Source organism: Micromonospora sp. NPDC004551 (assembly GCF_040609975.1).
Lineage (GTDB): Bacteria > Actinomycetota > Actinomycetes > Mycobacteriales > Micromonosporaceae > Micromonospora.
In genome coordinates this window covers 53,470-73,509 of the sequence record NZ_JBEXLM010000015.1, presented here as the reverse complement: position 1 = coordinate 73,509, position 20,040 = coordinate 53,470, and the positions used below count along the sequence as shown (strand labels likewise).

The window sequence follows — 20,040 nt, the reverse complement described above, 5'->3', positions numbered from 1 at the left end:
TAGCTAACGGGCGGGGTCGGGAGCCGGCGGACCGGCTCCCGACCGCTCGCCTCAGACCTCTTCGACCGAGCTCGGCTCGCGCCGGGACAGGTCGATGCCCAGCTCCTCCGCGGCCCGGAACACCTCGTCGTCGGTCTCGCGCATCTCGAGGGCCACACCGTCGCTGGAGAGCACCTCGACGTTGAGGCACAGCGACTGCAGCTCCTTGAGCAGCACCTTGAACGACTCCGGGATGCCCGGCTCGGGGATGTTCTCGCCCTTGACGATCGCCTCGTAGACCTTCACCCGGCCGAGGACGTCGTCGGACTTGATGGTCAGCAGCTCCTGCAGGGCGTAGGCGGCGCCGTACGCCTGCATGGCCCAGCACTCCATCTCACCGAAGCGCTGGCCACCGAACTGCGCCTTACCACCCAGCGGCTGCTGCGTGATCATCGAGTACGGGCCGGTCGACCGGGCGTGGATCTTGTCGTCGACCAGGTGGTTGAGCTTCAGGATGTAGACGTAGCCGACCGCGATCGGGTCGGGCAGCGGCTCGCCGGAGCGACCGTCGAACAGCTGCGCCTTGCCGGAGGAGCCGATCAGCTGCTTGCCGTCCCGGTTGGGCAGGGTCGACGCGAGCAGACCGGAGATCTCCTCCTCCCGGGCACCGTCGAAGACCGGAGTGGCCACGTTGGTGTCGGGCTCGGACTCGTGCGCCTCGATCGAGCGGAGCTGGCGCTTCCACTCGGCGTCGTCGCCGTCCACGCTCCAGCCGGTCTTGGCCACCCACCCGAGGTGGGTCTCCAGGACCTGGCCGATGTTCATCCGGGACGGCACACCGAGCGGGTTCAGCACGATGTCGACCGGGGTGCCGTCCTCCAGGAACGGCATGTCCTCGATCGGCAGGATCTTGGAGATGACGCCCTTGTTGCCGTGGCGGCCCGCGAGCTTGTCACCGTCCTGGATCTTGCGCTTCTGGGCCACGTAGACCCGGACCAGCTCGTTCACGCCCGGGGGCAGCTCGTCGCCGTCCTCGCGGGAGAAGGTACGCACACCGATGACCGTGCCGGTCTCGCCGTGCGGCACCTTCAGCGAGGTGTCCCGGACCTCGCGCGCCTTCTCGCCGAAGATCGCGCGGAGCAGCCGCTCCTCGGGGGTCAGCTCGGTCTCGCCCTTCGGGGTGACCTTGCCGACCAGGATGTCGCCGGGGACGACCTCGGCGCCGATCCGGATGATGCCGCGCTCGTCGAGGTCGGCGAGCATCTCCTCGCTGACGTTCGGGATGTCGCGGGTGATCTCCTCCGGACCGAGCTTGGTGTCCCGGGCGTCGACCTCGTGCTCCTCGATGTGGATCGAGGTGAGCACGTCCTGCTGCACGAGGCGCTGCGACAGGATGATCGCGTCCTCGTAGTTGTGGCCCTCCCAGGTCATGAACGCCACGAGCAGGTTGCGCCCGAGCGCCATCTCGCCCTCGTCGGTGCACGGACCGTCGGCGATGACCTGGCCGGCCTCGACGCGGTCGCCCTCGAAGACGACCGGCTTCTGGTTGACGCAGGAGCCGGCGTTGGAGCGGCGGAACTTGTGCAGCAGGTACGTCCGGCGGTGGCCGTCGTCCTGGTGGACCGTGATGTAGTCCGCGCAGAGGTCCTCGACCACACCGCCGACCTCGGCGACGACGACGTCGCCGGCGTCCACGGCCGCGCGGTACTCCATGCCCGTGCCGACCAGCGGGGCCTCGGCCTTGACCAGCGGCACCGCCTGACGCTGCATGTTCGCGCCCATGAGCGCGCGGTTGGCGTCGTCGTGCTCGAGGAACGGGATCATCGCGGTCGCGACCGAGGTCATCTGCCGCGGCGACACGTCCATGTAGTCGACGGCCGCCGGCGGCACGTCCTCGGTCTCGCCGCCCTTACGGCGGACCAGGACGCGGTCCTCGGCGAACGAACCGTCCGACTTCAGCGGGGCGTTGGCCTGCGCCTTGACGAACCGGTCCTCCTCGTCCGCGGTCAGGTAGTCGATCTGGTCGGTGACCCGACCGTCGATGACCTTCCGGTACGGCGTCTCGATGAAGCCGAACGGGTTGACCCGGGCGAAGGTGGAGAGAGCGCCGATCAGGCCGATGTTCGGGCCTTCCGGCGTCTCGATCGGGCACATCCGGCCGTAATGGGACGGGTGCACGTCGCGGACCTCGAAGCCGGCCCGCTCCCGGGACAGACCACCCGGGCCGAGCGCGCTCAGCCGGCGCCGGTGGGTCAGGCCCGCCAGCGGGTTGGTCTGGTCCATGAACTGGGACAGCTGCGACGTGCCGAAGAACTCCTTGATCGCCGCCACCACCGGGCGGATGTTGATCAGGGTCTGCGGCGTGATCGCCTCGACGTCCTGGGTGGTCATCCGCTCGCGGACGACCCGCTCCATCCGGGAGAGACCCACCCGGACCTGGTTCTGGATCAGCTCGCCCACGGTGCGCAGGCGCCGATTGCCGAAGTGGTCAATGTCGTCGGCCTCGTAGCCCTCCTCACCGGCGTGCAGCCGGCAGAGGTATTCCACGGTGGCGACGATGTCGTCCTCGGTCAGCGTGCCGGTGGTGATCGGCACGTCCAGCTCGAGCTTCTTGTTGAACTTGTAACGACCGACCTTGGCGACGTCGTACCGCTTCGGGTTGAAGAAGAGGTTGTCGAGCAGGGTCTGGGCGTTCTCACGGGTCGGCGGCTCGCCCGGACGGAGCTTCCGGTAGATGTCCAGCAGCGCCTCGTCCTGCCCGGCGATGTGGTCCTTCTCGAGGGTGGTCATCATGAGCTCGGACCAGCCGAACTTCTCGCGGATCTGCTCCGCGGACCACCCGATGGCCTTGAGCAGGACGGTGACGGCCTGCCGGCGCTTGCGGTCGATGCGGACGCCGACCGTGTCGCGCTTGTCGATGTCGAACTCCAGCCAGGCACCCCGGCTCGGGATCACCTTGACGCTGGAGAGGTCGCGGTCGGAGGTCTTGTCCGGCTGCTTGTCGAAGTAGACGCCCGGCGAGCGGACGAGCTGGCTGACCACGACGCGCTCGGTGCCGTTGATGATGAAGGTGCCCTTCGGCGTCATCATCGGGAAGTCACCCATGAACACCGTCTGGCTCTTGATCTCGCCAGTGGTGTTGTTGGTGAACTCCGCGGTCACGAACAGCGGCGCGCAGTAGGTCAGGTCCTTCTCCTTGCACTCCTCGATCGAGGCCTTGACCTCGTCGAAGCGCGGAGCCGAGAAGGAGAGCGACATGGTGCCGGAGAAGTCCTCAATGGGACTGATCTCGTCGAGGATCTCCGCGAGACCCGAGCGTGCGTGCGGGTCGTCCGACGACCGGCCCTGCCAAGCCTCGTTGCCGACGAGCCAGTCGAAGGACTCGTTCTGGATGGCGAGGAGGTTGGGGACCTCGAGGTGTTCGGTAATCCGACCGAAAGAAACTCGGCGGGGCGCGAAAGCGCTCGACGTACGACTGGTCTTCGCAGGGCGGGAAGCTGCCAAGATGCGTCCTTCCGAGGACCGGTGCTGCAGAACGGCTGGTACGCGTGCACTCCAATGACCCCACCAGAATTATCCGTAAACGGACATTTCCGAGCAGGGGTCAAGTCGGAAGGCAGCGCAAACTAGCAGTGTAGCCGAGAGGCTAACCGCTGTCCAGCCCACCCCGCAGGTCGTCGCGGAACTTGCCTCGGGACCTCGGAAAACCGGGTCAACCGGGCTGCTCGGAACGCGACGTTCCTGCCGGTCCGCTCGAGCGCAGCGGCGGTGGTGCTGCCGATGCCTTACCCGAGAGGCGGCCGTTGCAAGCGCGGAAGGTCTTGCTGGTGTCAGCGTGCCTGTCGGGCCGGTGCCGCGTCAAGGGCCGGTTACCCCTCGGGGTGTCTTTCCCACCGACGGGCTACCGACAGACACCGCTGTGAAGCCGGTGCGAGGAACCTGTAAACCCTGCTCACGCCGCTGCCACCGGGTGATACCAACACGGCGGGCGGCGATCCGGTTCCCCGGCTCACCGCCCGCCGCGACGCGGTGTGCCCCGGCTCACGTGAGCCGGACGCGCGTCAGGTAGAACTCAAGGTCACTTGAGGGTGACCTTGGCGCCCTCGCCCTCGAGCTTGGCCTTGGCCTTGTCGGCGGTCTCCTTGTTGACCTTCTCCAGGACCGGCTTCGGAGCGGCCTCGACCAGGTCCTTGGCCTCCTTGAGGCCCAGGCCGGTCAGCTCGCGCACGACCTTGATGACCTGGATCTTCTTGCCACCGTCGGCGTCGAGGATGACGTCGAACTCGTCCTTCTCCGGCTCGGCCTCGGCCGGGGCGGCACCCGGGGCGGCGGCGGCCATCGCGACCGGAGCGGCGGCGGTGACCTCGAAGGTCTCCTCGAACTGCTTCACGAACTCGGAGAGCTCGATCAGCGTCATCTCCTTGAACGCGTCGAGCAGCTCGTCGGTGCTGAGCTTCGCCATGTCTGGCGTCCTTTCTGAAAGTGAAAACTAAGAACGTGGGTGCGCCGGGTGGCCTCAGGCCGCCTCGGCGCCCTCCTTCTCGCGCTTGTCCTGCAGAGCGGCCGCCAGACGCGCGGTCTTGGCGAGCGGAGCCTGGAACAGGGCCGCGGCCTTGCTCAGGTTGCCCTTCATGGCGCCGGCCAGCTTCGCCAGCAGCACCTCGCGGGACTCCAGGTCGGCGAGCTTCGTGACCTCGGCCGCGGAAATGGCCTTGCCCTCGAAGACACCGCCCTTGATGACGAGCTTCGGGTTGGCCTTCGCGAAGTCGCGAAGCCCCTTCGCCGCCTCGACGACGTCGCCCGAAACGAAAGTCAGCGCGGTAGGACCGGTGAACAGCTCGTCGAGGCCGGAGATGCCCGCTTCGCTCGCGGCACGCTTGGCCAGCGTGTTCTTCGCGACCGTGTAGCTGGTCTCCTTGCCGAGCGAGCGCCGCAGCTGCGTGAGCTGCGAAACCGTGAGCCCGCGGTACTCGGTCAGCACGGTCGCTCCCGCGGTGCGGAAGCTCTCGGTCAGCTCGGCGACGGCCGTGGCCTTGTCGGCCCGGATCGGCTTGTCCGCCATGTCCCTCCTCTCTCGTTGCTCGGAGCTGGTACGCCGGCGACGAAAGCTCGCGACGGCGGCGGAGGCCTCACGACAACGAGAAAAGCCCCGGCGCAGGGCGCACGGGGCGAGGGCCGGTGTCACGGGCGCAGTCGGCGGACCACACACAACACCGATTTTCGCTTGCCGCCCTGCGCGGGTCGCCCGTCATCGCGGGACCTTCGACCGTGCCAGGGCACGGTGACCAGCGGTCTCTGGGTGGAACTACGCGACCAGGTTACGCGACGTGTCCCGTTACCTCCAAATCGCCCCCGGAGTGCTCCCGGTCACTCAGGCGCGGCTCCGGCGGCCCCAGGCGTAGCCGGTCAGCGCCACGGCCGCCCAGGCCAGCCCCCAGGCGGTGAGCAGCACGCCGGTGGAGGCCGCCAGCGGGCCGGCCAGCGCCCGGGCGGTCGGCAGCACCGGCGGGACGAGCCAGGGCGCCACCGAGCCGGAGAGGCCGAGGACCAGCACGGTCACCGCGCCGAGGGTGAGCACGGCCACGCCGTAGCCGGCGTTGCGGGTGATCGCCCGGCTGGCCAGGCCGCCCAGCGCCACCGCCGCCGGCAGGGCCAGCAGGTGGGCCCACAGGCCGAGTGCCAGCCCTTCGGCCAGCGGCCGGTCCCCCGGCCCGCTCGGGCCGGTCACCCCGCCGACCAGCCAGGGGAAGACCAGCGCGACGGCCACCGCGCCGAGGCCGGCCACGGCCGCCGCGACCAGGCCGGCGGCCCGCTCCCGGGCCGCGCCGACCACCACCCGGGCGAGCCGGCGCTGCACGTCGGGCTCGACGTCGAGCAGGATCTTGGTCTGCCAGGCCAGCACCGGGAAGAGCACCACCGCCGAGACGCCGTAGGCCTCCGCTGGCTGGGCCCGGCCGCCGCCGTAGAGGACGCCGAGGGCCAGCAGGCCGGCCAGCACCGGGGCCAGCGCCCGGCCGGTACGCAGGAAGCCGGCCAGCCGCAGCCGGACCAGGGCGGTCACCGGGCCACCTCGGAGGCGGGACCGGACCGGCCGGGTGCGCCGTTCATCGGGGCGCCGTCCGGAGCGGGGCCGGACCGGCCGGGCACGCCGCTCACCGGGACGCCGTCCGGAGCGGGACCGGACCGGCCAGGGGCGCCACTCACTGGGACGCCATCCGGAGCGGGGCCAGGCCGGCCGGGTGCCGGGTCCGCGGCGGCGTCCGGCGAGGGCTCGGAACCGGGTCGCGTGGCGGGAGGCGGGGCGGCGTGGTCGCGTACCCGAAGGACGTGGTGGCCGGCGGCGCGCAACCGGGCGACGGCGGCCGTGACCCCGGCGGCCGGGACGGACAGCTCGACCACGACGGTGGTCGCGCCCCCGGACGGCGCCTCCTCGGTGACCGTGCCGTCGGCGACCGACCAGTGCCGGGCGCCGGGGAGCCGGACCGTCTCGCCACGGTGGTCGCTGACCAGCACCGCGCCGCCGTCGGCCAGCACCTCGCCGATCAGGTCGGGCACCAGGTCGCGGGCGGCGGCGTCGAGCCCCTCCCAGGGCTCGTCGAGGACGAGCAGGCCGGGCGGGCGGAGCAGCGCCTGGGCCAGGCCGACCTTCTGCGCGGTGCCCTTGGACAGCTGGGGCAGCCGCACCCCGTGGAAGCGCGCCAGGCCGAGCCGGTCGACCCAGCGCCCCACCGCCCGGTCGGCCTCCCCGCCGGAGAGGCCGGCCACCCGGCCCATCGCGCTGAGGTAGGCCCCCACGGTGAAGGGCTGGTCGGCGGGGAAGCGCTCCGGCACCCAGCCGACGGCCGCCGGCCGGTCGACGATCCGGCCCCGGGTCGGCCGAAGCACGCCGGCGGCGAGCTGGAGCAGGGTGGACTTGCCCACCCCGTTGCGCCCGAGGACCACCGCCACCTCGCCCGCGCCGATCGCCACGTCGGTCTCCCGCAGCACCCACGGACCGCGCCGGTGGTACCGCAGCCAGACCCCTTCCAGCCGCATGCGCCGAGCCTGCCACACCGGACAGACGGACGGGGCCCCGCCACCGGGTGGTGGCGGGGCCCCGTCCGGGCAGTCGTGCTCAGGCCTCGGCCGGAGCCTCGGTCAGGTTCTTCACCACGTTCGGGTCGACCGGGACGCCCGGGCCCATGGTGGTGGTGAGGGTGACCTTCTTCAGGTACTTGCCCTTGGCCGCGGACGGCTTCGAGCGCAGCACCTCGTCCAGCACCGCCGCGTAGTTGTCGATCAGCTGGGTCTCGGAGAACGAGGCCTTGCCGATGATCAGGTGGAGGTTGGAGTGCTTGTCCACCCGGAAGGTGATCTTGCCGCCCTTGATGTCCGAGACGGCCTTGGCGACGTCCATGGTCACCGTGCCGGTCTTCGGGTTCGGCATCAGGCCGCGCGGGCCCAGGATCCGCGCGATCCGGCCGATCTTGGCCATCTGGTCCGGGGTGGCGATCGCCGCGTCGAAGTCCAGCCAACCGCCCTGGATACGGGCGACCAGCTCGTCGGTGCCCACCTCGTCCGCACCGGCGGCGGCGGCCTCCTCGGCCTTCGCGCCGGCGGCGAAGACGATCACGCGGGCGGTCTTACCGGTGCCGTGCGGCAGGTTGACCGTGCCGCGGACCATCTGGTCCGCCTTGCGGGGGTCGACGCCGAGGCGCATCGCGACCTCGACCGTGGCGTCGAACTTGACGTTGGTGGTCTCCTTGGCCAGCTTGACGGCCTCGGCGGGGGTGTAGAGCTTCGACCGGTCGATGACCTCGGCGGCCTTGCGGTAGCTCTTGCTGCGCTGCATTTCTCGTTACTCCTGTGGTCTATGGCGGGCCCGCGACTCCGCGGCCCTCCCACGATCTGATCGGGTCGAGCGGGGTGCCGAGGTCAGTCGGCGACGGTCAGGCCCATCGACCGGGCGGTGCCGGCGATGATCTTCTCGGCCTGCTCGATGTCGTTGGCGTTGAGGTCCGCCATCTTCTTCTCGGCGATCTCCCGGAGCTGGGCGCGGGTCACCGAGCCGACCTTCTGGGTGTGCGGGACGCCCGAGCCCTTCGCCACGCCGGCGGCCTTGATCAGCAGCCGGGCGGCGGGCGGGGTCTTCAGCACGAAGGTGAAGGTGCGGTCCTCGTAGACGCTGATCTCGGCGGGGACGATGTCGCCCCGCTGGGACTCGGTCTGCGCGTTGTAGGACTTGCAGAACTCCATGATGTTCACGCCGTGCTGGCCGAGCGCGGGGCCGACCGGCGGCGCCGGCGTGGCCTGGCCCGCCGGCAGCTGAAGCGTGAACGTCTTGACGAGCTTCTTCTTCGGAGGCATGTCTCTTCCTGGGGCTTGGAACTGGGATTTTCGCCGGCCCGCGGGCGCGCACGGTCAGCGCGGTGCGGACAGCCGACGTTCTAGGGTAGCGCAGCCTCGCGCCACCCTCCCCGCCGAGGTCCGGCGGACGGCGAAAACGGCGCACCGGCGGCCGGCCGGGAGGCCCACCGCCGGTGCGGACGTGCGTCAGATCTTGGCGACCTGGTTGAAGTTGAGCTCGACCGGGGTCTCCCGGCCGAAGATCGACACCAGGACCTTGAGCTTCTGCTGGTCGGCGTTGATCTCGCTGATCGTCGCCGGCAGCGAGGCGAAGGCGCCGTCGGTGACGGTGACCGAGTCGCCGACCTCGAAGTCGAGGACCTTGACCTCGGGCTTGGCCTTCTTCTGCTCGGTCTCGACCGCCGGGGCCAGCCACTTGAGCACCTCGTCGAGGCTCAGCGGCGCCGGCCGGTCGGCCCGATCGGTCGCGCCGACGAAGCCGGTGACCCCCGGGGTGTTCCGGACGCAGGAGTAGGACTCGGCGGTCAGCTCCATCCGGACCAGAATGTAGCCCGGGAAGACCTTCGCCTGGACCTGCGACCGCTTGCCGTTCTTGACCTCGACCTCTTCCCGGGTCGGCACCTCGACCTGGTAGATGAAGTCCTCCATGTCGAGGGAGGTGATCCGGGTCTCGAGGTTGGTCTTGACCTTGTTCTCGTAGCCGGCGTACGAGTGCACCACGTACCAGTCGCCGGGGGCGTAGCGCAGCTTCTGGCGCAGCTCGGCGACCGGGTCGAAGTCCTCGTCCGGGGCGGGCTCGGTGGTCGGGAACTCCGGCTCGCTGGCGGCCTCGACCGACTCATCGTTGGCCGCCGTCGCCACCGTGGACTGCTCGTCCGGGGTCTCGGCGGTCTCGTCGTACTCAGGCACGCTCGCTCACTTCCGTCACTATCGCTGTCCGCAGGTCAGCTGGGGTTGCCGAAGACCCACAGCACCGCCTTCGCGAAGCCGTAGTCCAGGCCGGCAACGATCGCCAGGACGACCGCGACGAAGGTGACCACCACGGCCGTGTAGGTCAGCAGCTCCTTGCGGGTCGGCCAGATGACCTTACGCAGCTCGGCCACGACCTCGCGGAAGAAACGCGCGATGCGGGCGAACAGCCCGATCCGCTCGGTGTCCTTCCGGGTCTTCCGGCCCTCGGTCGAATCGGCGCGGGCCCGCTTACGGGTGGCGGTGCCGCCCCGGGAGACCGGCTCGTCCGCGTCGGTGGCGTCGTCGTCGGCCACGCCGTCGTCGGCCACGCCGTCGACGGTCGCGTCGTCGTCCAGACGCTCGTCGCCGGCGTCCTCGCCGCGCCGCTTGCTCTCGGCCACTTCGCCCTCCGTGCGGGATATCGGGTCGCACGCCGGGCGGCGTGCGCGGCGTGTGGTCACGCCGGCCGGACCAACCGTCCCGCGACGGGCCGCGGCCGGCGGACCGACCGGGAGGGCCCCGAATGCCTCGGAACCAACCCCGCCGATGCCACCACCACGGGCCGGGCGCCGCCCTGCGGCGGCGCGACCCACGGGAACGGTCAGGCCTGAGGCGCAGGGGTGACAGGACTTGAACCTGCAGCCTGCGGTTTTGGAGACCGCTGCTCTGCCAATTGAGCTACACCCCTGTGCGGCAACTCACCCCACCCGGACACGCAGTGCCGAGCAGGGGTCACTTGCCCCACGGCGGACCAGTGTACGGGTAGTCGTGCGACTTTCCCAACCGGTCCACCCCTCGCGCGTCGACCGGATCCTCAGCGAGGCGTCCGGACGATCGCGCGAGCCTGCGACAGCACCTTCTCCCCCAGGCAGGTCGCGGTGATGTCGAGCCTGGTCAGGCCGTCCTCGGTGACCTCCTTGACCACCGCGGAGACCTCGACCTCGGTGCCCTCGTCGGTGTCCGGCACGACCACCGGGCGGGTGAAGCGGACGTTCAGATCGACCACCGCGTCCGGCGCGCCGGCCCAGGTGGTGACCGCCCGGCCGACCAGGGCCATCGTGAACATGCCGTGGGCGATGACCCCGGGCAGGCCGACCTTGGTGGCCGTCCGGTCGCTCCAGTGGATCGGGTTGAAGTCGCCCGAGGCGCCCGCGTAGCGGACCAGGTCCGCGCGGGTCACCCGGTACGTCTGGGTGGGCAGTTCCATTCCTCAGGCCTCCCCGCGTACGACGATCTTGGACCAGACCGCGACCACCGGTTCGCCGGCGACGGTGCTCACGTCGGTGCGGGTGGTCAGGAAGCCGTGCCCGCCCCGGTTGGTGACGTCCTCGATGGTGTTCACGCAGACCAGCTCGTCCCCGGCCACCACCGGCCGGGTGTACGCGAAGCGCTGGTCGCCGTGCACCACCCGGCTGTAGTCGACGCCCAGCGCCGGGTCTTCGACGATCTGCCGGCTGGCGGCCATGGTCACGATCACCGGGAAGGTGGGCGGGGCCACCACGTCGGGGTGCCCGAGCGCCCGGGCGGCCGACGGGTCGTGGTGCGCCGGGTCGGTCGCGCCGATGGCCTCGGCGAACTCGCGGATCTTTTCTCGGCCCACCTGGTAGGGGGCGGTCGGCGGATAGGTCCGGCCGACGAAGGACGGGTCCAGGGACATGCCGCGAACCTACACGGAAAGCACGAACGCCGATCCGTACGGTCGGGCGGCTCGGGGCCGCCGTCCGTGCGGATCGGCGTTCGAAAAGCTGTCTGCGGGCCGGCGGAGCCGGCCGCGGGTCAGCGGGTCTCGCGGTGGATGGTGTGCTTGCCGTCCCGGGGGCAGAACTTCTTCAGCTCGATGCGGTCCGGGTCGTTACGGCGGTTCTTGCGCGTGATGTAGTTGCGCTCCTTGCACTCCACACACGCCAAAGTGATCTTCGGCCGGACATCGGTCGCCTTCGCCACGGCGGAGTGCCTTCCTCGCTCACGGGTAACAACTACGGCGCATCAGCCTACGCGCTGAATACGCGGACATGCAAAGTGGGCGCCTGCGGCGCCCATCCCACCGACCACCGGGCGAACCCGGAGGACGAGAGTAGCGGTGGCCGGACTTGAACCGGCGACACAGCGATTATGAGCCGCTTGCTCTGCCATCTGAGCTACACCGCCGTGACGGGCCCAGCCGGACCCTCTGAGCCCCCTTACGGAATCGAACCGTAGACCTTCTCCTTACCATGGAGACGCTCTGCCGACTGAGCTAAGGGGGCCTACCCGATCACCCCGTGGGGTGTCGCGCAGGGGAAACAGTACACGACCCCGCCGCCGAGGTGAAATCGGATCCCCCGTTGCGACGTCTGCGCAGCTCAGGGCACGACGCGCAGGCGGGGAAGCTCGCCCGCCACGATCGTCTCGGGGTCGACCTGGGCGCCGAACCAGGCCTCCAACCGCTCGTACGGCAGGGGCCGGCTGAACAGGAAACCCTGGCCGATCTCGCAGCCGATGTCCTGGAGCAGCTCCAGGGTCAGCTCGCTCTCCACACCCTCGGCCACCACGGCCAGGCCGAACTGCTGCGAGAGCGTCACCACGGCGTTGACGATGGCCAGGTCGCCGGGGTCGGTCGCCATCCCCTGCACGAACGAGCGGTCGACCTTGACCTCGTGCACGGGCAGCCGGCGCAGCTGGGCCAGGGACGAGTTGCCGGTGCCGAAGTCGTCCACCGAGAGCCGGACACCGAGGTCACGAAGGCGCCTCAGGGTCGGAATCGGACGTTCGGTGCCGTCCAGCACCCCGGCCTCGGTGATCTCCAGGGTGAGCCGCTGCGGCGGCACCCCGTATTCGTCGAGCAGATCCCGCACCAGGGCCGGGAAGTGCTGGTCGGTGAGCGTCCGGGCGGCCAGGTTGACCGAGATGGCAAGCGGCTGCTCGCCGTGGCTCCAGTCCCGGCTGCGCCGCAGGCTCTCCCGCAGCACGAACTCGGTGAGCCGGCCGAGCTGGCCGGTGTGCTCGGCCACCGCCACGAAGTCGTCCGGGGCCACCGTGCCGTGCGCCGGGTGTTCCCAGCGGGCCAGGCACTCCACCCCGACCAGACGCCGGTCCCGCAGGGTGACCTTGGGCTGGAAGTAGACCTCCAGTTCCCCGTCGTCCAGCGCCCGCCGCAGGTCGCCGGCGAGGCCCAGCCGGCGCAACGACCGGGACTCCAGCGCCGGGCTGTAGAGCTGGACGCTGCCCGGGACCGACTTGGCCGCCGTGGCGGCCAGATCGACCCGCTGCAGCAGCGTCACGGCGTCGCTGCCGTGCTCCGGGTGGACGGCCACACCCACCGCGGTGTCCACGTCAAGGGTGAGCGCGTCGAAGACCATCTCGTCGCGGATCTGCTCGCGCAGCTGGCCGGCCAGTTCCAGCGCCGCCTCGGCGCTCTCCAGCCGCAGCATCACCAGGAACTCGTCGCCACCGGCCCGGCCGACCAGCGCCGAGGAGGGCGCGCAGGCGCGCAACCGCTCGGCCACCTCGACGAGCACCTTGTCGCCGGCCGCGTGCCCGAGCGACTCGTTGACCTGGCGCAGCCGGTCGACGTCGAAGAGCAGCAACGCCACCACCTCGCCCGGCGCCGCGATCCGGACCGCCTCGGTCACCGCCGCGGTCACCCGCCGGCGGTTGGGCAGCTTGGTCAGGGCGTCGTGCTCGGCGTCGTGCCGCAGGCGGTCGACCAGCCGGGAGTTCTCCAGGGCGACCGCGGCGTGCGCGGCGACGGTCTCCAGCAGCGGGACGTCGGTGCGGCCGAAGGAGTTGCTGGCACCGAGCCGGTTGGCCACCTCCAGGGTGCCGATGACCACCGACCCCGAGCGCAGCGGGACCGCGATGACGTCCTTGACCCGTTGCCCGGAGAGCGCGGTACGCAGCTCGGCGTCGGCTCCCGGACCCCGGCCCAGGACGAGCGTGCGGCCCTCCCGGCGGACCCGCTCGCGCAGCGCGGCCGGGGTGGGGGCCACGTCGAGCAGCCCCGAGTCGGCGATCCGGGAGGTCAGCAGGACCTCCGGGTGCCGCCCCTGCGCGGGCAGCCAGAGGGTGGCGTACTCCGCCTGGAGCAGGGCCCGGACCCGCCCGAGCAGGGCGTCGGCGAGCGTGCCGTCCTGGCCGCTGCCGCTGACCGCCCGGCTCAGCTCGTACATGTCGGAGAGGGTCCGGTGCTGCCGGAAGAACTGCGTGTACGCCCGGTAGACCAGGGTCAGCGCGGCGATCAGCGCCCCGAGCAGGAGCAGCGACCACCACGTGGAGGTGATCAGGATCAGGATGATCAGGCCCGCGACGATGTTGATGGACGCGGAGAGCAGCGCCGACGGCGACTTGCGGAACGCCTCGCGGCCGGTCTGCCAGCCCTGCAGCAACGTGTAGACGCCGGCCACCGAGGTGATGCTGACCAGGTTGACCATGATCGCGGCGGTGAAGAGCGTCAGCCAGGCGCGCGGCCCGATCCCCTCGACCGGCGGGAGCGCCTGCAGCACCAGCACGGCGAGCGACGAGCCGGCCGCGGCGCGGGCCACGTTGAACCAGAGTTTGGTCGTGCCCATCCGATGCCACAGATGGGTGATGACCGCGGCCGCCGTGTAGATGACGACGACCGTCAGCGGACGGGTCAGATAGAACGCGAGAACCAGCGGGATCTCGGTGAGGGTGACGCCCAGCGACTGCCGCCGGACGGTGAAGTTGAGCACCGGCAGCCCGGCGGCCACCATGGCCACCAGCAACAGCACCGCCAGCGGCCAGCCGCCGAACGGGTCGTCGCTGGCCAGCCCGGTGACCGTCGAGCAGACGACGGCGAAGAGAACCAGCGGGGCGGTGATCAGCCAGGCGTGGTCATTCGAACGCGAGCCCTTGGGGGGCTGTCCCGACATGCCGCCCCTTCTCTCGACCCGTCGTCCGGCTCAGATCGGACGGTGCCCGTCAGCGAACCGCGGGCATGTTCCAGATGACGTCGGCGGTCTGCGCGTCTCCCAGCTCCGGGCCGGCGCCGACGAGGATGCCGCTCGCCACGGCGGCGATTGCCAGCAATGAGCCAAGCAGCCGGCCCAGCTTTCGACCAGACATGTCCGCTCTCCTGTCGGGGATAGTTCACAGGGATGGTGGAGGTTCCACGATCGTGCCACAGGGGGCGGCACCCAGAAAAGTCGTGGGAGCAGCCCAGATCCGACCGTCGCGAAGGTTCCGCCGTTCGGTCCAGACGCCAGGGGACGCCTAGCCAGATCAAGTGGTGTGGGAGCCCGTCGACCGCTCCGTCCACTGCGGATTCCGACCTTCAACGCGAACCGATCAAGCCATCCGAAAAGCCCCGTTCACCCGCTGCGATGCCGCGACACCAACCGGTGAGCCCGGAGGGCGGCATCCACCCCGGGGCATAGACCACCATACCTTTCTCCGGCCGGAACGCCAGAGGATGAAGCGGGTCGATTCCATCGAAATCACGGTCACCGTCGGCGACCAGTCGGGCTTCCGACCATCCCCGTCGGGTGGGTACCGCGCGCCCGGGGCGGCACCTCTAGGATCAGTGATCATGACGGACGGAGCGGTGGCTCTCTGGATACACGGGGGCGGCTGGTACTCACGCGAGACCAACGACGTGTCATGGCTGGAGCGGCTCGGCTTGCACGTCGTCCACGCGCGTTTCCGGCTCAGCGGCGAAGCGCTCTGGCCGGCACAGCTCGACGACGTCCGCGCCGAGGCGCGAGCGGCCCGGGTGGCGGGGGCGCCGTTCATCGTGGCCGGCGACTCCTCCGGCGGGCACCTGGCGCTGCACCTCGGCCTGCGGGGCATCGATCGACCGGGCGATGTGGACGCGATCATGGCCTTCGAACCCCCGGTGGATCCGTTGGCCGAGGACTGGCCTCGCGCACGGGCCGAAGGCAACCCCTGGGACCGGCTGCTGGGACACGTGCCGGCGCCCGGTGACGCCGCCACCCGCGACTGCACGGTGACCACCCACGTCGGTGTCGGCACTCCCGTGTTGCTGCTGCACGGCCTCGACGACACGGCGGTACCGCCGACACAGAGCCTCGACCTCGCCGCCGCGCTGAGCCGCGCCGGACATCGCGTACACACCTTGATCACCGATGGCGACCACGGCGAGTTGGAGTTCACTCGCCCCGACATCCACGAGTCCGTCCGTCACTTCCTCGAACGGACGGTCTGAAGGGGCGAGTTCCCACCCAGCCGGCGTTGCCACCCTCAGGCGCGGCGGAACTCCGCGCGCCAGCGGATCCCGGCGTCGGGGACGACGATCTCCTCGACCCGGGCCGGGGTCAGGCCGCCGGCCGCGAAGGCGTCGACCTCGGCCCGGGCCAGCGGCCAGGGCGGGCCCTCGACGACCTCGTCGTCCCGCCGGCCGGCCGCGATGACCAACAGCGAGCCGCCCGGCGCGACCAGCCGGCCGACCGCCGGGATCGCCCGCTGCCGCAGCTCGGCCGGCAGTGCCTGCACGTTCATGCTCTCCAGCACGAGGTCGAACCCGCCCAGCCAGTCGTGCGGCGGGTCGAACAGGTCGGCGGTCTCGTACCGGACCGGGGAGTCCGGGTGGCGGCGGCGGGCCGCCCGTACGGCCGTGGGAGAGATGTCGAAGGCCACGGTGGTGAAGCCGAAGCGGGCCAGGTGTTCGGCGTCGCGGCCGAAGCCGCACCCGACGACCACGGCGCGCCGACCGGATCCGTCCGGCCGGGTCCGGTCGGTCCACTCGCTGAGCAGGGAGTGCGCCCGGTCGAGGTCCCACGGGACGACGGCCTCGCCCCGCTCGGCGTCGGCGTAGAGCCGCTCGAACCGGCCGGCCGGATCGCTCTCGGCGGTGAGGTCGTTGTCGTGCACGGACGTCTCCTCGCCCACGGGAAGCCCTGGATCCGTGGCCCGGAGTCGGCGAGAAGGGCCCACCGTGTTGATCACCCACCCTAGTCCCCGTGGGCGCCGGGCACGGGCCCGATCAGCCGGCGGGCCGAGGGCGACAGCGGTCGTCGCGGGCCGGATACGACGAAGGCCCCTGACTTGCGTTTCCGCAGATCAAGGGCCTTGCCACTGCCTGGTGGCGGGTAGAGGATTCGAACCTCTGTAGCTTTCGCGACGGATTTACAGTCCGCTCCCATTGGCCGCTCGGGCAACCCGCCAGGGCACACCACCACGTCGCGACGCGGCGGCGGAAGCAAGGATAGCGGTTGCCCCCGGGGCCGCCGCAAGCGGGTACCGTCAGGGGGTCCCGCGCTGGTCAGCGAGGGACGGATCAGGACAGACCTCCGGACAGCAGGAGCATGAGCATGGCAGCGAACCCGTCGTTCGACATCGTGAGCAAGGTCGACCGGCAGGAGGTCGACAACGCCCTCCGCCAGGCGGAGAAGGAGCTCGCGACGCGGTTCGACTTCCGCGGCACCGGCGCCGAGATCTCCTGGTCGGGCGAGGAGGCGATCAGCCTCCAGGCGGAGACCGAGGAGCGCGTCCGGGCCGCGCTGGAGGTCTTCAAGGAGAAGCTGGTCAAGCGGAACATCTCGCTGAAGTCGCTGGACGCCGGCGACCCCCGCTCGTCGGGCAAGATCTTCAAGATCGACGCCAAGGTGATCCAGGGCATCGACTCGGACAAGGCCAAGGCGATCAGCAAGAAGATCCGGGACGAGGGCCCGAAGGGCGTGCAGGCGCAGATCCAGGGCGACCAGCTCCGGGTCACCGGCAAGAAGAAGGACGACCTCCAGGCCGTCATCGCGCTGCTCAAGGGCGAGGACTTCGGCGTCGCCCTCCAGTTCACCAACTACCGCTAGGACGTCCGTCAGGCCGCCGCCCGGATCGGCACCGGTCGGCGGCCCGACCCACCGAGAGCGGGAAGGCGACCATGTCCTACGGCTACCTGGCGTCGATGAGGACGCGACCCGGCTGCCGGGACGACGTCGTCGCCATCCTGTTGAGCGGCGTCGACGGGCTCCGCGGGGCCGGCTGCGAGCTGTACGTGGTGGGCGTCTCCGACCAGGACGACGTCACGATCTGGGTCACCGAGGTGTGGCGGAGCAGGGAGCACCACGACGCCTCTCTGCGGCTTCCCGAGACCCGGGCCGCCATCGGCCGGGCCATGCCGATGCTCACCGGCGAGTTCACCGGGCAGGAGTTGAGGGTGGTCGGCGGCCTCGGCGTGTGAGGCCGCCGACCACGTCAGCGCGCGAAGATCAGCAGCAGGATCACGGTCACGAGGGCGCTGACCAGGATCGAGCCGAGACAGCCCACCCGGTTCGAGAAGAAGAGGAACATGCCGGGGCGTACCCGCCCCGAGCAGATTGATCCCGCGTTGCAACCGCAGTGTCCGCTGCGGGGTGTCCGGTGCTGGAGAGCGGACGCGGGAGGTGGGCATGGACGGCCCTGAGGATTTCGACGCCTTTACACGGCTACCGCACGCCGGACCGTGCACCACGTCTACGCCCTGTGCGGCGACCTCGCGGAGGCTCAGGACGTGGTGCAGGAGGCGTACGCCCGGGCGTGGCAGCGATGGTCCACCGTCGGGTCGTACGAGGACCCCGAGGGCTGGGTTCGGACGGTGGCCTGGCGGCTGACCGCCAACCGGTGGCGCGGCCTGCGGCGTTGGTTCGCGGCCCGGTCGCGGTTGGGCCGGGAGGCTCCGGCGCCGGGGCCGAACCCGGACCGGGTGGCGCTGCTGGACGCGCTGCGGCGGCTGCCCGAGGCGCAGCGGGTCGTCGTCGTCCTGTACCACCTTCACGACCTGCCGGTGGCGGAGATCGCCAGAAGCACCGGCATGCCGGTCGGCACGGTGAAGTCCCACCTCTCCCGGGCGCGGGCGACGCTCGCCGCTCTACTCAGCGACGAGGAGAAGGAGAAGACCGATGTCGGCACGCATTCGTGAGGCTCTGACGGAGTTGGAACGGGACGTTGCCGGGCTGCGGTTGGCCCCGCCGGCCGCGGTCCGGGCCCGCGGCCGGGCGCGCAGTCGCCGGCGGGCCGCGGTGCTGGCCGGGGCTGCGGCGGTGGTGGTGGCGGGCGGCGCGGCGACGGTGCCGGGCCTGACCCGTCCCGTGACACCGGCGGCGTCGGGCACCACCGCGAGCGCGACTCCGTCCGCGACCGGGCGGTGCCTCCCGGACGCGGGGGCGCCGGCGCGGGTCGATGTCGTCTTCCGGGTCGGTGCCTCGGCGCAACAGATGCAGGAGGCGAACTACCGGATCGGGGTGGCGCGCGGTGAGGCGGGTCTGCGCTGCGGTGGCCAGCCGGTGTCGCTGCGGCCGGACCGTGACGGGCGGTTCGTCGCCTCGATCCTGCTGGCGGTCGGCGAGGACCCCGCGCCGATCCAGGCCGCCGTGGCGGGTCTGCCCGGCGTGGAGCGGGTGGTGCTGCCCGCCGGGCGGTGAGCGGTCAGGCGACGAGGGACTGCTCGGCGCGTACCGCGGTGGCTTCGGCGCGGGCGATCGGCCCGCCTCGCGGCGCGGCGACCGCGGCCCCGACGGCGACCGCCGCACCCGCGAACAGGAAGGCCCAGGGCACGCCTCCGGCGTGGTCGACGATGAGCCCGGCCACCGCTCCCCCGGCGGCGCTCGCCGCCACCGACATGGTGACCACCCAGGTGTACGCCTCGTTCAGCATGCCGGCCGGGGCGATCCGGCCGACCAGGGTGTTCTCCAGGGTCAGCGCGGGGGCGATGGTGGCGCCGCCCAGCACCAGCGCGACGCCGAGCGCGGCCGGGCCGGGCATCACGGCGAAGACGGCGAAGCTGGCGGCGACCGCGCCGAGCAGCCAGGCGAACTGGCGGGTCATGTTGGCGGCGGGCTTGCGTACCCCGAACCAGAACCCGCCGAAGGCGCTGCCGATGCCCCAGACGGCGAGCAGCACGCCGGCGAGGCTTTCCGGGTCGTCGGCGGTGGCGTTCCCGGCGAAGGCCGGGACGATCACCCCGGCGGCGCCGAAGGCGATGCCCAGGCTCGCGACGCAGAGGAGCAGAGCCGGGAAGCCACCGACCCGCAGCGGGCCGAGGCCCTTCGCGTGGTGCTCGCGGGGGTGCGGCCGCCAGCCGCGCATGACCCGGCCGAGCGCGACGGCGGTGGTGCCGACCAGGGTGACCACGGCGGCGCCGACCAGCGCGGCGGCGGCGTCGGCGACCAGGACGAAGCCGGCCACCAGCAGCGGGCCGAGCACGAACACGACCTCGAAGAGGGAGGTCTCGGCGGCGAGCGCGGTGTTGCGCAGGTGGGCCCGACCGGTGGCGGGGGCGGTGAGGTCGTTCCAGGCGCCCCGGATGGCGGCGGTGAGCGGCGGGTACGTGGCGCCCGCGACGCCCGCGGCCAGGTAGATCAGGGCGAGGCTGCCGGAGCCGGACCGGCTGGCGCCGAGGAGCCCGAAGAGGGCGAGCGGGTGGGCCACGGCGGTGGCCAGCAGCACCGGGGTGGGGCCGACCCGGTCGGCGACGCGCCCGGCGATCGGGCTGAGCGCGGCGCCGGAGAGCGCGTAGATGCCGCCGGCGACGGCGGCGAGCGAGTAGCGGTCGGTGACCTCCGCGACCACCAGCAGCAGCGCCAGCGGGGTCATGCCGATCCCGAGCCGGCCGATGATGCCGAGGATCAGCAGCATCGGGGCGCCGGGAATCCGCCAGACGCCCAGGTACTGGCGCAGTGCGGCCAAGGGTGCACCTCCGGTGCGGTGAGGTAACGGGTGAATACCCTTCCGACCCTAACGCCACAGGTCGCCGCAGTGATGGTCGGCTCCCTCACACGGGGCGGCCGGACGGGGCAGCCGCGCCGGCGGCCAGACGGTAGGTTGCTGATCGAA

21 protein-coding genes and 4 tRNA genes are annotated in these 20,040 nt (G+C 71.3%); 5 read left to right on the top strand and 20 right to left on the bottom strand.

Features of this window, described 5'->3' with window-relative positions:
• Positions 1–51: 51 nt before the first annotated feature.
• From ABZW14_RS19075 to ABZW14_RS18995, 17 genes are all read right to left on the bottom strand, one after another.
• A complete protein-coding gene (locus ABZW14_RS19075) occupies positions 52–3,483 on the bottom strand; it encodes a DNA-directed RNA polymerase subunit beta (RefSeq protein WP_355347902.1) in 3,432 nt (1,143 codons plus the stop codon).
• A 574-nt stretch (positions 3,484–4,057) separates the two neighbouring features.
• Positions 4,058–4,441, bottom strand: a complete 384-nt coding sequence (gene rplL, locus ABZW14_RS19070) for a 50S ribosomal protein L7/L12 (RefSeq protein WP_355347899.1) — start codon at positions 4,439–4,441, stop codon at positions 4,058–4,060.
• 54 nt (positions 4,442–4,495) lie between these two features.
• The gene (gene rplJ, locus ABZW14_RS19065) at positions 4,496–5,041 is read right to left on the bottom strand and encodes a 50S ribosomal protein L10 (protein ID WP_154228726.1); all 546 of its coding nucleotides are present in this window, start codon (positions 5,039–5,041) and stop codon (positions 4,496–4,498) included.
• Positions 5,042–5,350: 309 nt separating this feature from the next.
• The gene (locus tag ABZW14_RS19060; RefSeq protein WP_355347896.1) at positions 5,351–6,040 is read right to left on the bottom strand and encodes a hypothetical protein; all 690 of its coding nucleotides are present in this window, start codon (positions 6,038–6,040) and stop codon (positions 5,351–5,353) included.
• Positions 6,037–7,014, bottom strand: a complete 978-nt coding sequence (locus ABZW14_RS19055; RefSeq protein ID WP_355347893.1) for an ATP-binding cassette domain-containing protein — start codon at positions 7,012–7,014, stop codon at positions 6,037–6,039. Before ABZW14_RS19055 ends, ABZW14_RS19060 begins: the two co-directional genes overlap by 4 nt.
• 79 nt (positions 7,015–7,093) lie before the next feature.
• A complete protein-coding gene (gene rplA / locus ABZW14_RS19050; protein WP_355347890.1) occupies positions 7,094–7,810 on the bottom strand; it encodes a 50S ribosomal protein L1 in 717 nt (238 codons plus the stop codon).
• Positions 7,811–7,893: 83 nt separating this feature from the next.
• On the bottom strand, positions 7,894–8,325 hold the full coding sequence (gene rplK, locus ABZW14_RS19045) for a 50S ribosomal protein L11 (RefSeq protein ID WP_355347887.1): 432 nt from the start codon (positions 8,323–8,325) through the stop codon (positions 7,894–7,896).
• A 186-nt stretch (positions 8,326–8,511) separates the two neighbouring features.
• Entirely contained in the window at positions 8,512–9,234 is a 723-nt protein-coding gene (gene nusG, locus ABZW14_RS19040) for a transcription termination/antitermination protein NusG (protein ID WP_046567240.1), read from the bottom strand.
• Between the two features lie 35 nt (positions 9,235–9,269).
• Positions 9,270–9,677, bottom strand: coding sequence for a preprotein translocase subunit SecE (secE, locus tag ABZW14_RS19035; protein ID WP_355347884.1), 408 nt, complete (start codon positions 9,675–9,677; stop codon positions 9,270–9,272).
• 214 nt (positions 9,678–9,891) lie between these two features.
• Positions 9,892–9,964 (bottom strand) — tRNA-Trp (locus ABZW14_RS19030).
• Positions 9,965–10,090: 126 nt separating this feature from the next.
• Positions 10,091–10,483: a MaoC family dehydratase gene (locus ABZW14_RS19025; RefSeq protein WP_355347881.1), complete on the bottom strand. Its 393-nt coding sequence runs from the start codon at positions 10,481–10,483 to the stop codon at positions 10,091–10,093.
• Positions 10,484–10,486: 3 nt separating this feature from the next.
• Complete coding sequence (locus tag ABZW14_RS19020; protein ID WP_355347878.1) at positions 10,487–10,933, bottom strand: MaoC family dehydratase N-terminal domain-containing protein; 447 nt, start codon at positions 10,931–10,933, stop codon at positions 10,487–10,489.
• A 119-nt stretch (positions 10,934–11,052) separates the two neighbouring features.
• The gene (gene rpmG, locus ABZW14_RS19015) at positions 11,053–11,220 is read right to left on the bottom strand and encodes a 50S ribosomal protein L33 (protein ID WP_067301359.1); all 168 of its coding nucleotides are present in this window, start codon (positions 11,218–11,220) and stop codon (positions 11,053–11,055) included.
• A 131-nt stretch (positions 11,221–11,351) separates the two neighbouring features.
• Positions 11,352–11,424 (bottom strand) — tRNA-Met (locus ABZW14_RS19010).
• A 25-nt stretch (positions 11,425–11,449) separates the two neighbouring features.
• Positions 11,450–11,522, bottom strand: a tRNA-Thr gene (locus ABZW14_RS19005).
• A gap of 96 nt (positions 11,523–11,618) precedes the next feature.
• Entirely contained in the window at positions 11,619–14,147 is a 2,529-nt protein-coding gene (locus tag ABZW14_RS19000; RefSeq protein WP_355347875.1) for a bifunctional diguanylate cyclase/phosphodiesterase, read from the bottom strand.
• 49 nt (positions 14,148–14,196) lie between these two features.
• Positions 14,197–14,340 carry a hypothetical protein gene (locus tag ABZW14_RS18995; protein WP_168215401.1) on the bottom strand — a complete coding sequence of 48 codons (144 nt, stop codon included), beginning with the start codon at positions 14,338–14,340 and terminating at the stop codon, positions 14,197–14,199.
• 346 nt (positions 14,341–14,686) lie between these two features.
• Between ABZW14_RS18995 and ABZW14_RS18990 the strand changes: the two genes are divergently transcribed.
• On the top strand, positions 14,687–15,439 hold the full coding sequence (locus ABZW14_RS18990) for an alpha/beta hydrolase (protein ID WP_355347871.1): 753 nt from the start codon (positions 14,687–14,689) through the stop codon (positions 15,437–15,439).
• A 35-nt stretch (positions 15,440–15,474) separates the two neighbouring features.
• Here the strand turns inward: ABZW14_RS18990 and ABZW14_RS18985 are convergent, their stop codons facing one another.
• The gene (locus ABZW14_RS18985; protein WP_355347868.1) at positions 15,475–16,104 is read right to left on the bottom strand and encodes a methyltransferase domain-containing protein; all 630 of its coding nucleotides are present in this window, start codon (positions 16,102–16,104) and stop codon (positions 15,475–15,477) included.
• Positions 16,105–16,313: 209 nt separating this feature from the next.
• A tRNA-Tyr gene (locus ABZW14_RS18980) sits at positions 16,314–16,397 on the bottom strand.
• A 147-nt stretch (positions 16,398–16,544) separates the two neighbouring features.
• On the opposite strand from ABZW14_RS18980, the gene ABZW14_RS18975 reads away from it, so the two are divergent.
• The 4 genes from ABZW14_RS18975 to ABZW14_RS18960 all read left to right on the top strand — a co-directional run bounded on the left by ABZW14_RS18975 (position 16,545) and on the right by ABZW14_RS18960 (position 18,629).
• A complete protein-coding gene (locus tag ABZW14_RS18975) occupies positions 16,545–17,039 on the top strand; it encodes a YajQ family cyclic di-GMP-binding protein (protein WP_132180567.1) in 495 nt (164 codons plus the stop codon).
• Between the two features lie 95 nt (positions 17,040–17,134).
• Entirely contained in the window at positions 17,135–17,410 is a 276-nt protein-coding gene (locus ABZW14_RS18970) for an antibiotic biosynthesis monooxygenase family protein (protein ID WP_355347864.1), read from the top strand.
• A 261-nt stretch (positions 17,411–17,671) separates the two neighbouring features.
• Positions 17,672–18,127: a SigE family RNA polymerase sigma factor gene (locus ABZW14_RS18965; protein ID WP_355347861.1), complete on the top strand. Its 456-nt coding sequence runs from the start codon at positions 17,672–17,674 to the stop codon at positions 18,125–18,127.
• Complete coding sequence (locus ABZW14_RS18960; protein ID WP_355347858.1) at positions 18,108–18,629, top strand: hypothetical protein; 522 nt, start codon at positions 18,108–18,110, stop codon at positions 18,627–18,629. Before ABZW14_RS18965 ends, ABZW14_RS18960 begins: the two co-directional genes overlap by 20 nt.
• Positions 18,630–18,633: 4 nt before the next feature.
• Here ABZW14_RS18960 and ABZW14_RS18955 read toward each other — a convergent pair whose 3' ends face one another.
• On the bottom strand, positions 18,634–19,893 hold the full coding sequence (locus tag ABZW14_RS18955) for an MFS transporter (protein WP_355347855.1): 1,260 nt from the start codon (positions 19,891–19,893) through the stop codon (positions 18,634–18,636).
• Between the last annotated feature and the right edge of the window lie 147 nt (positions 19,894–20,040).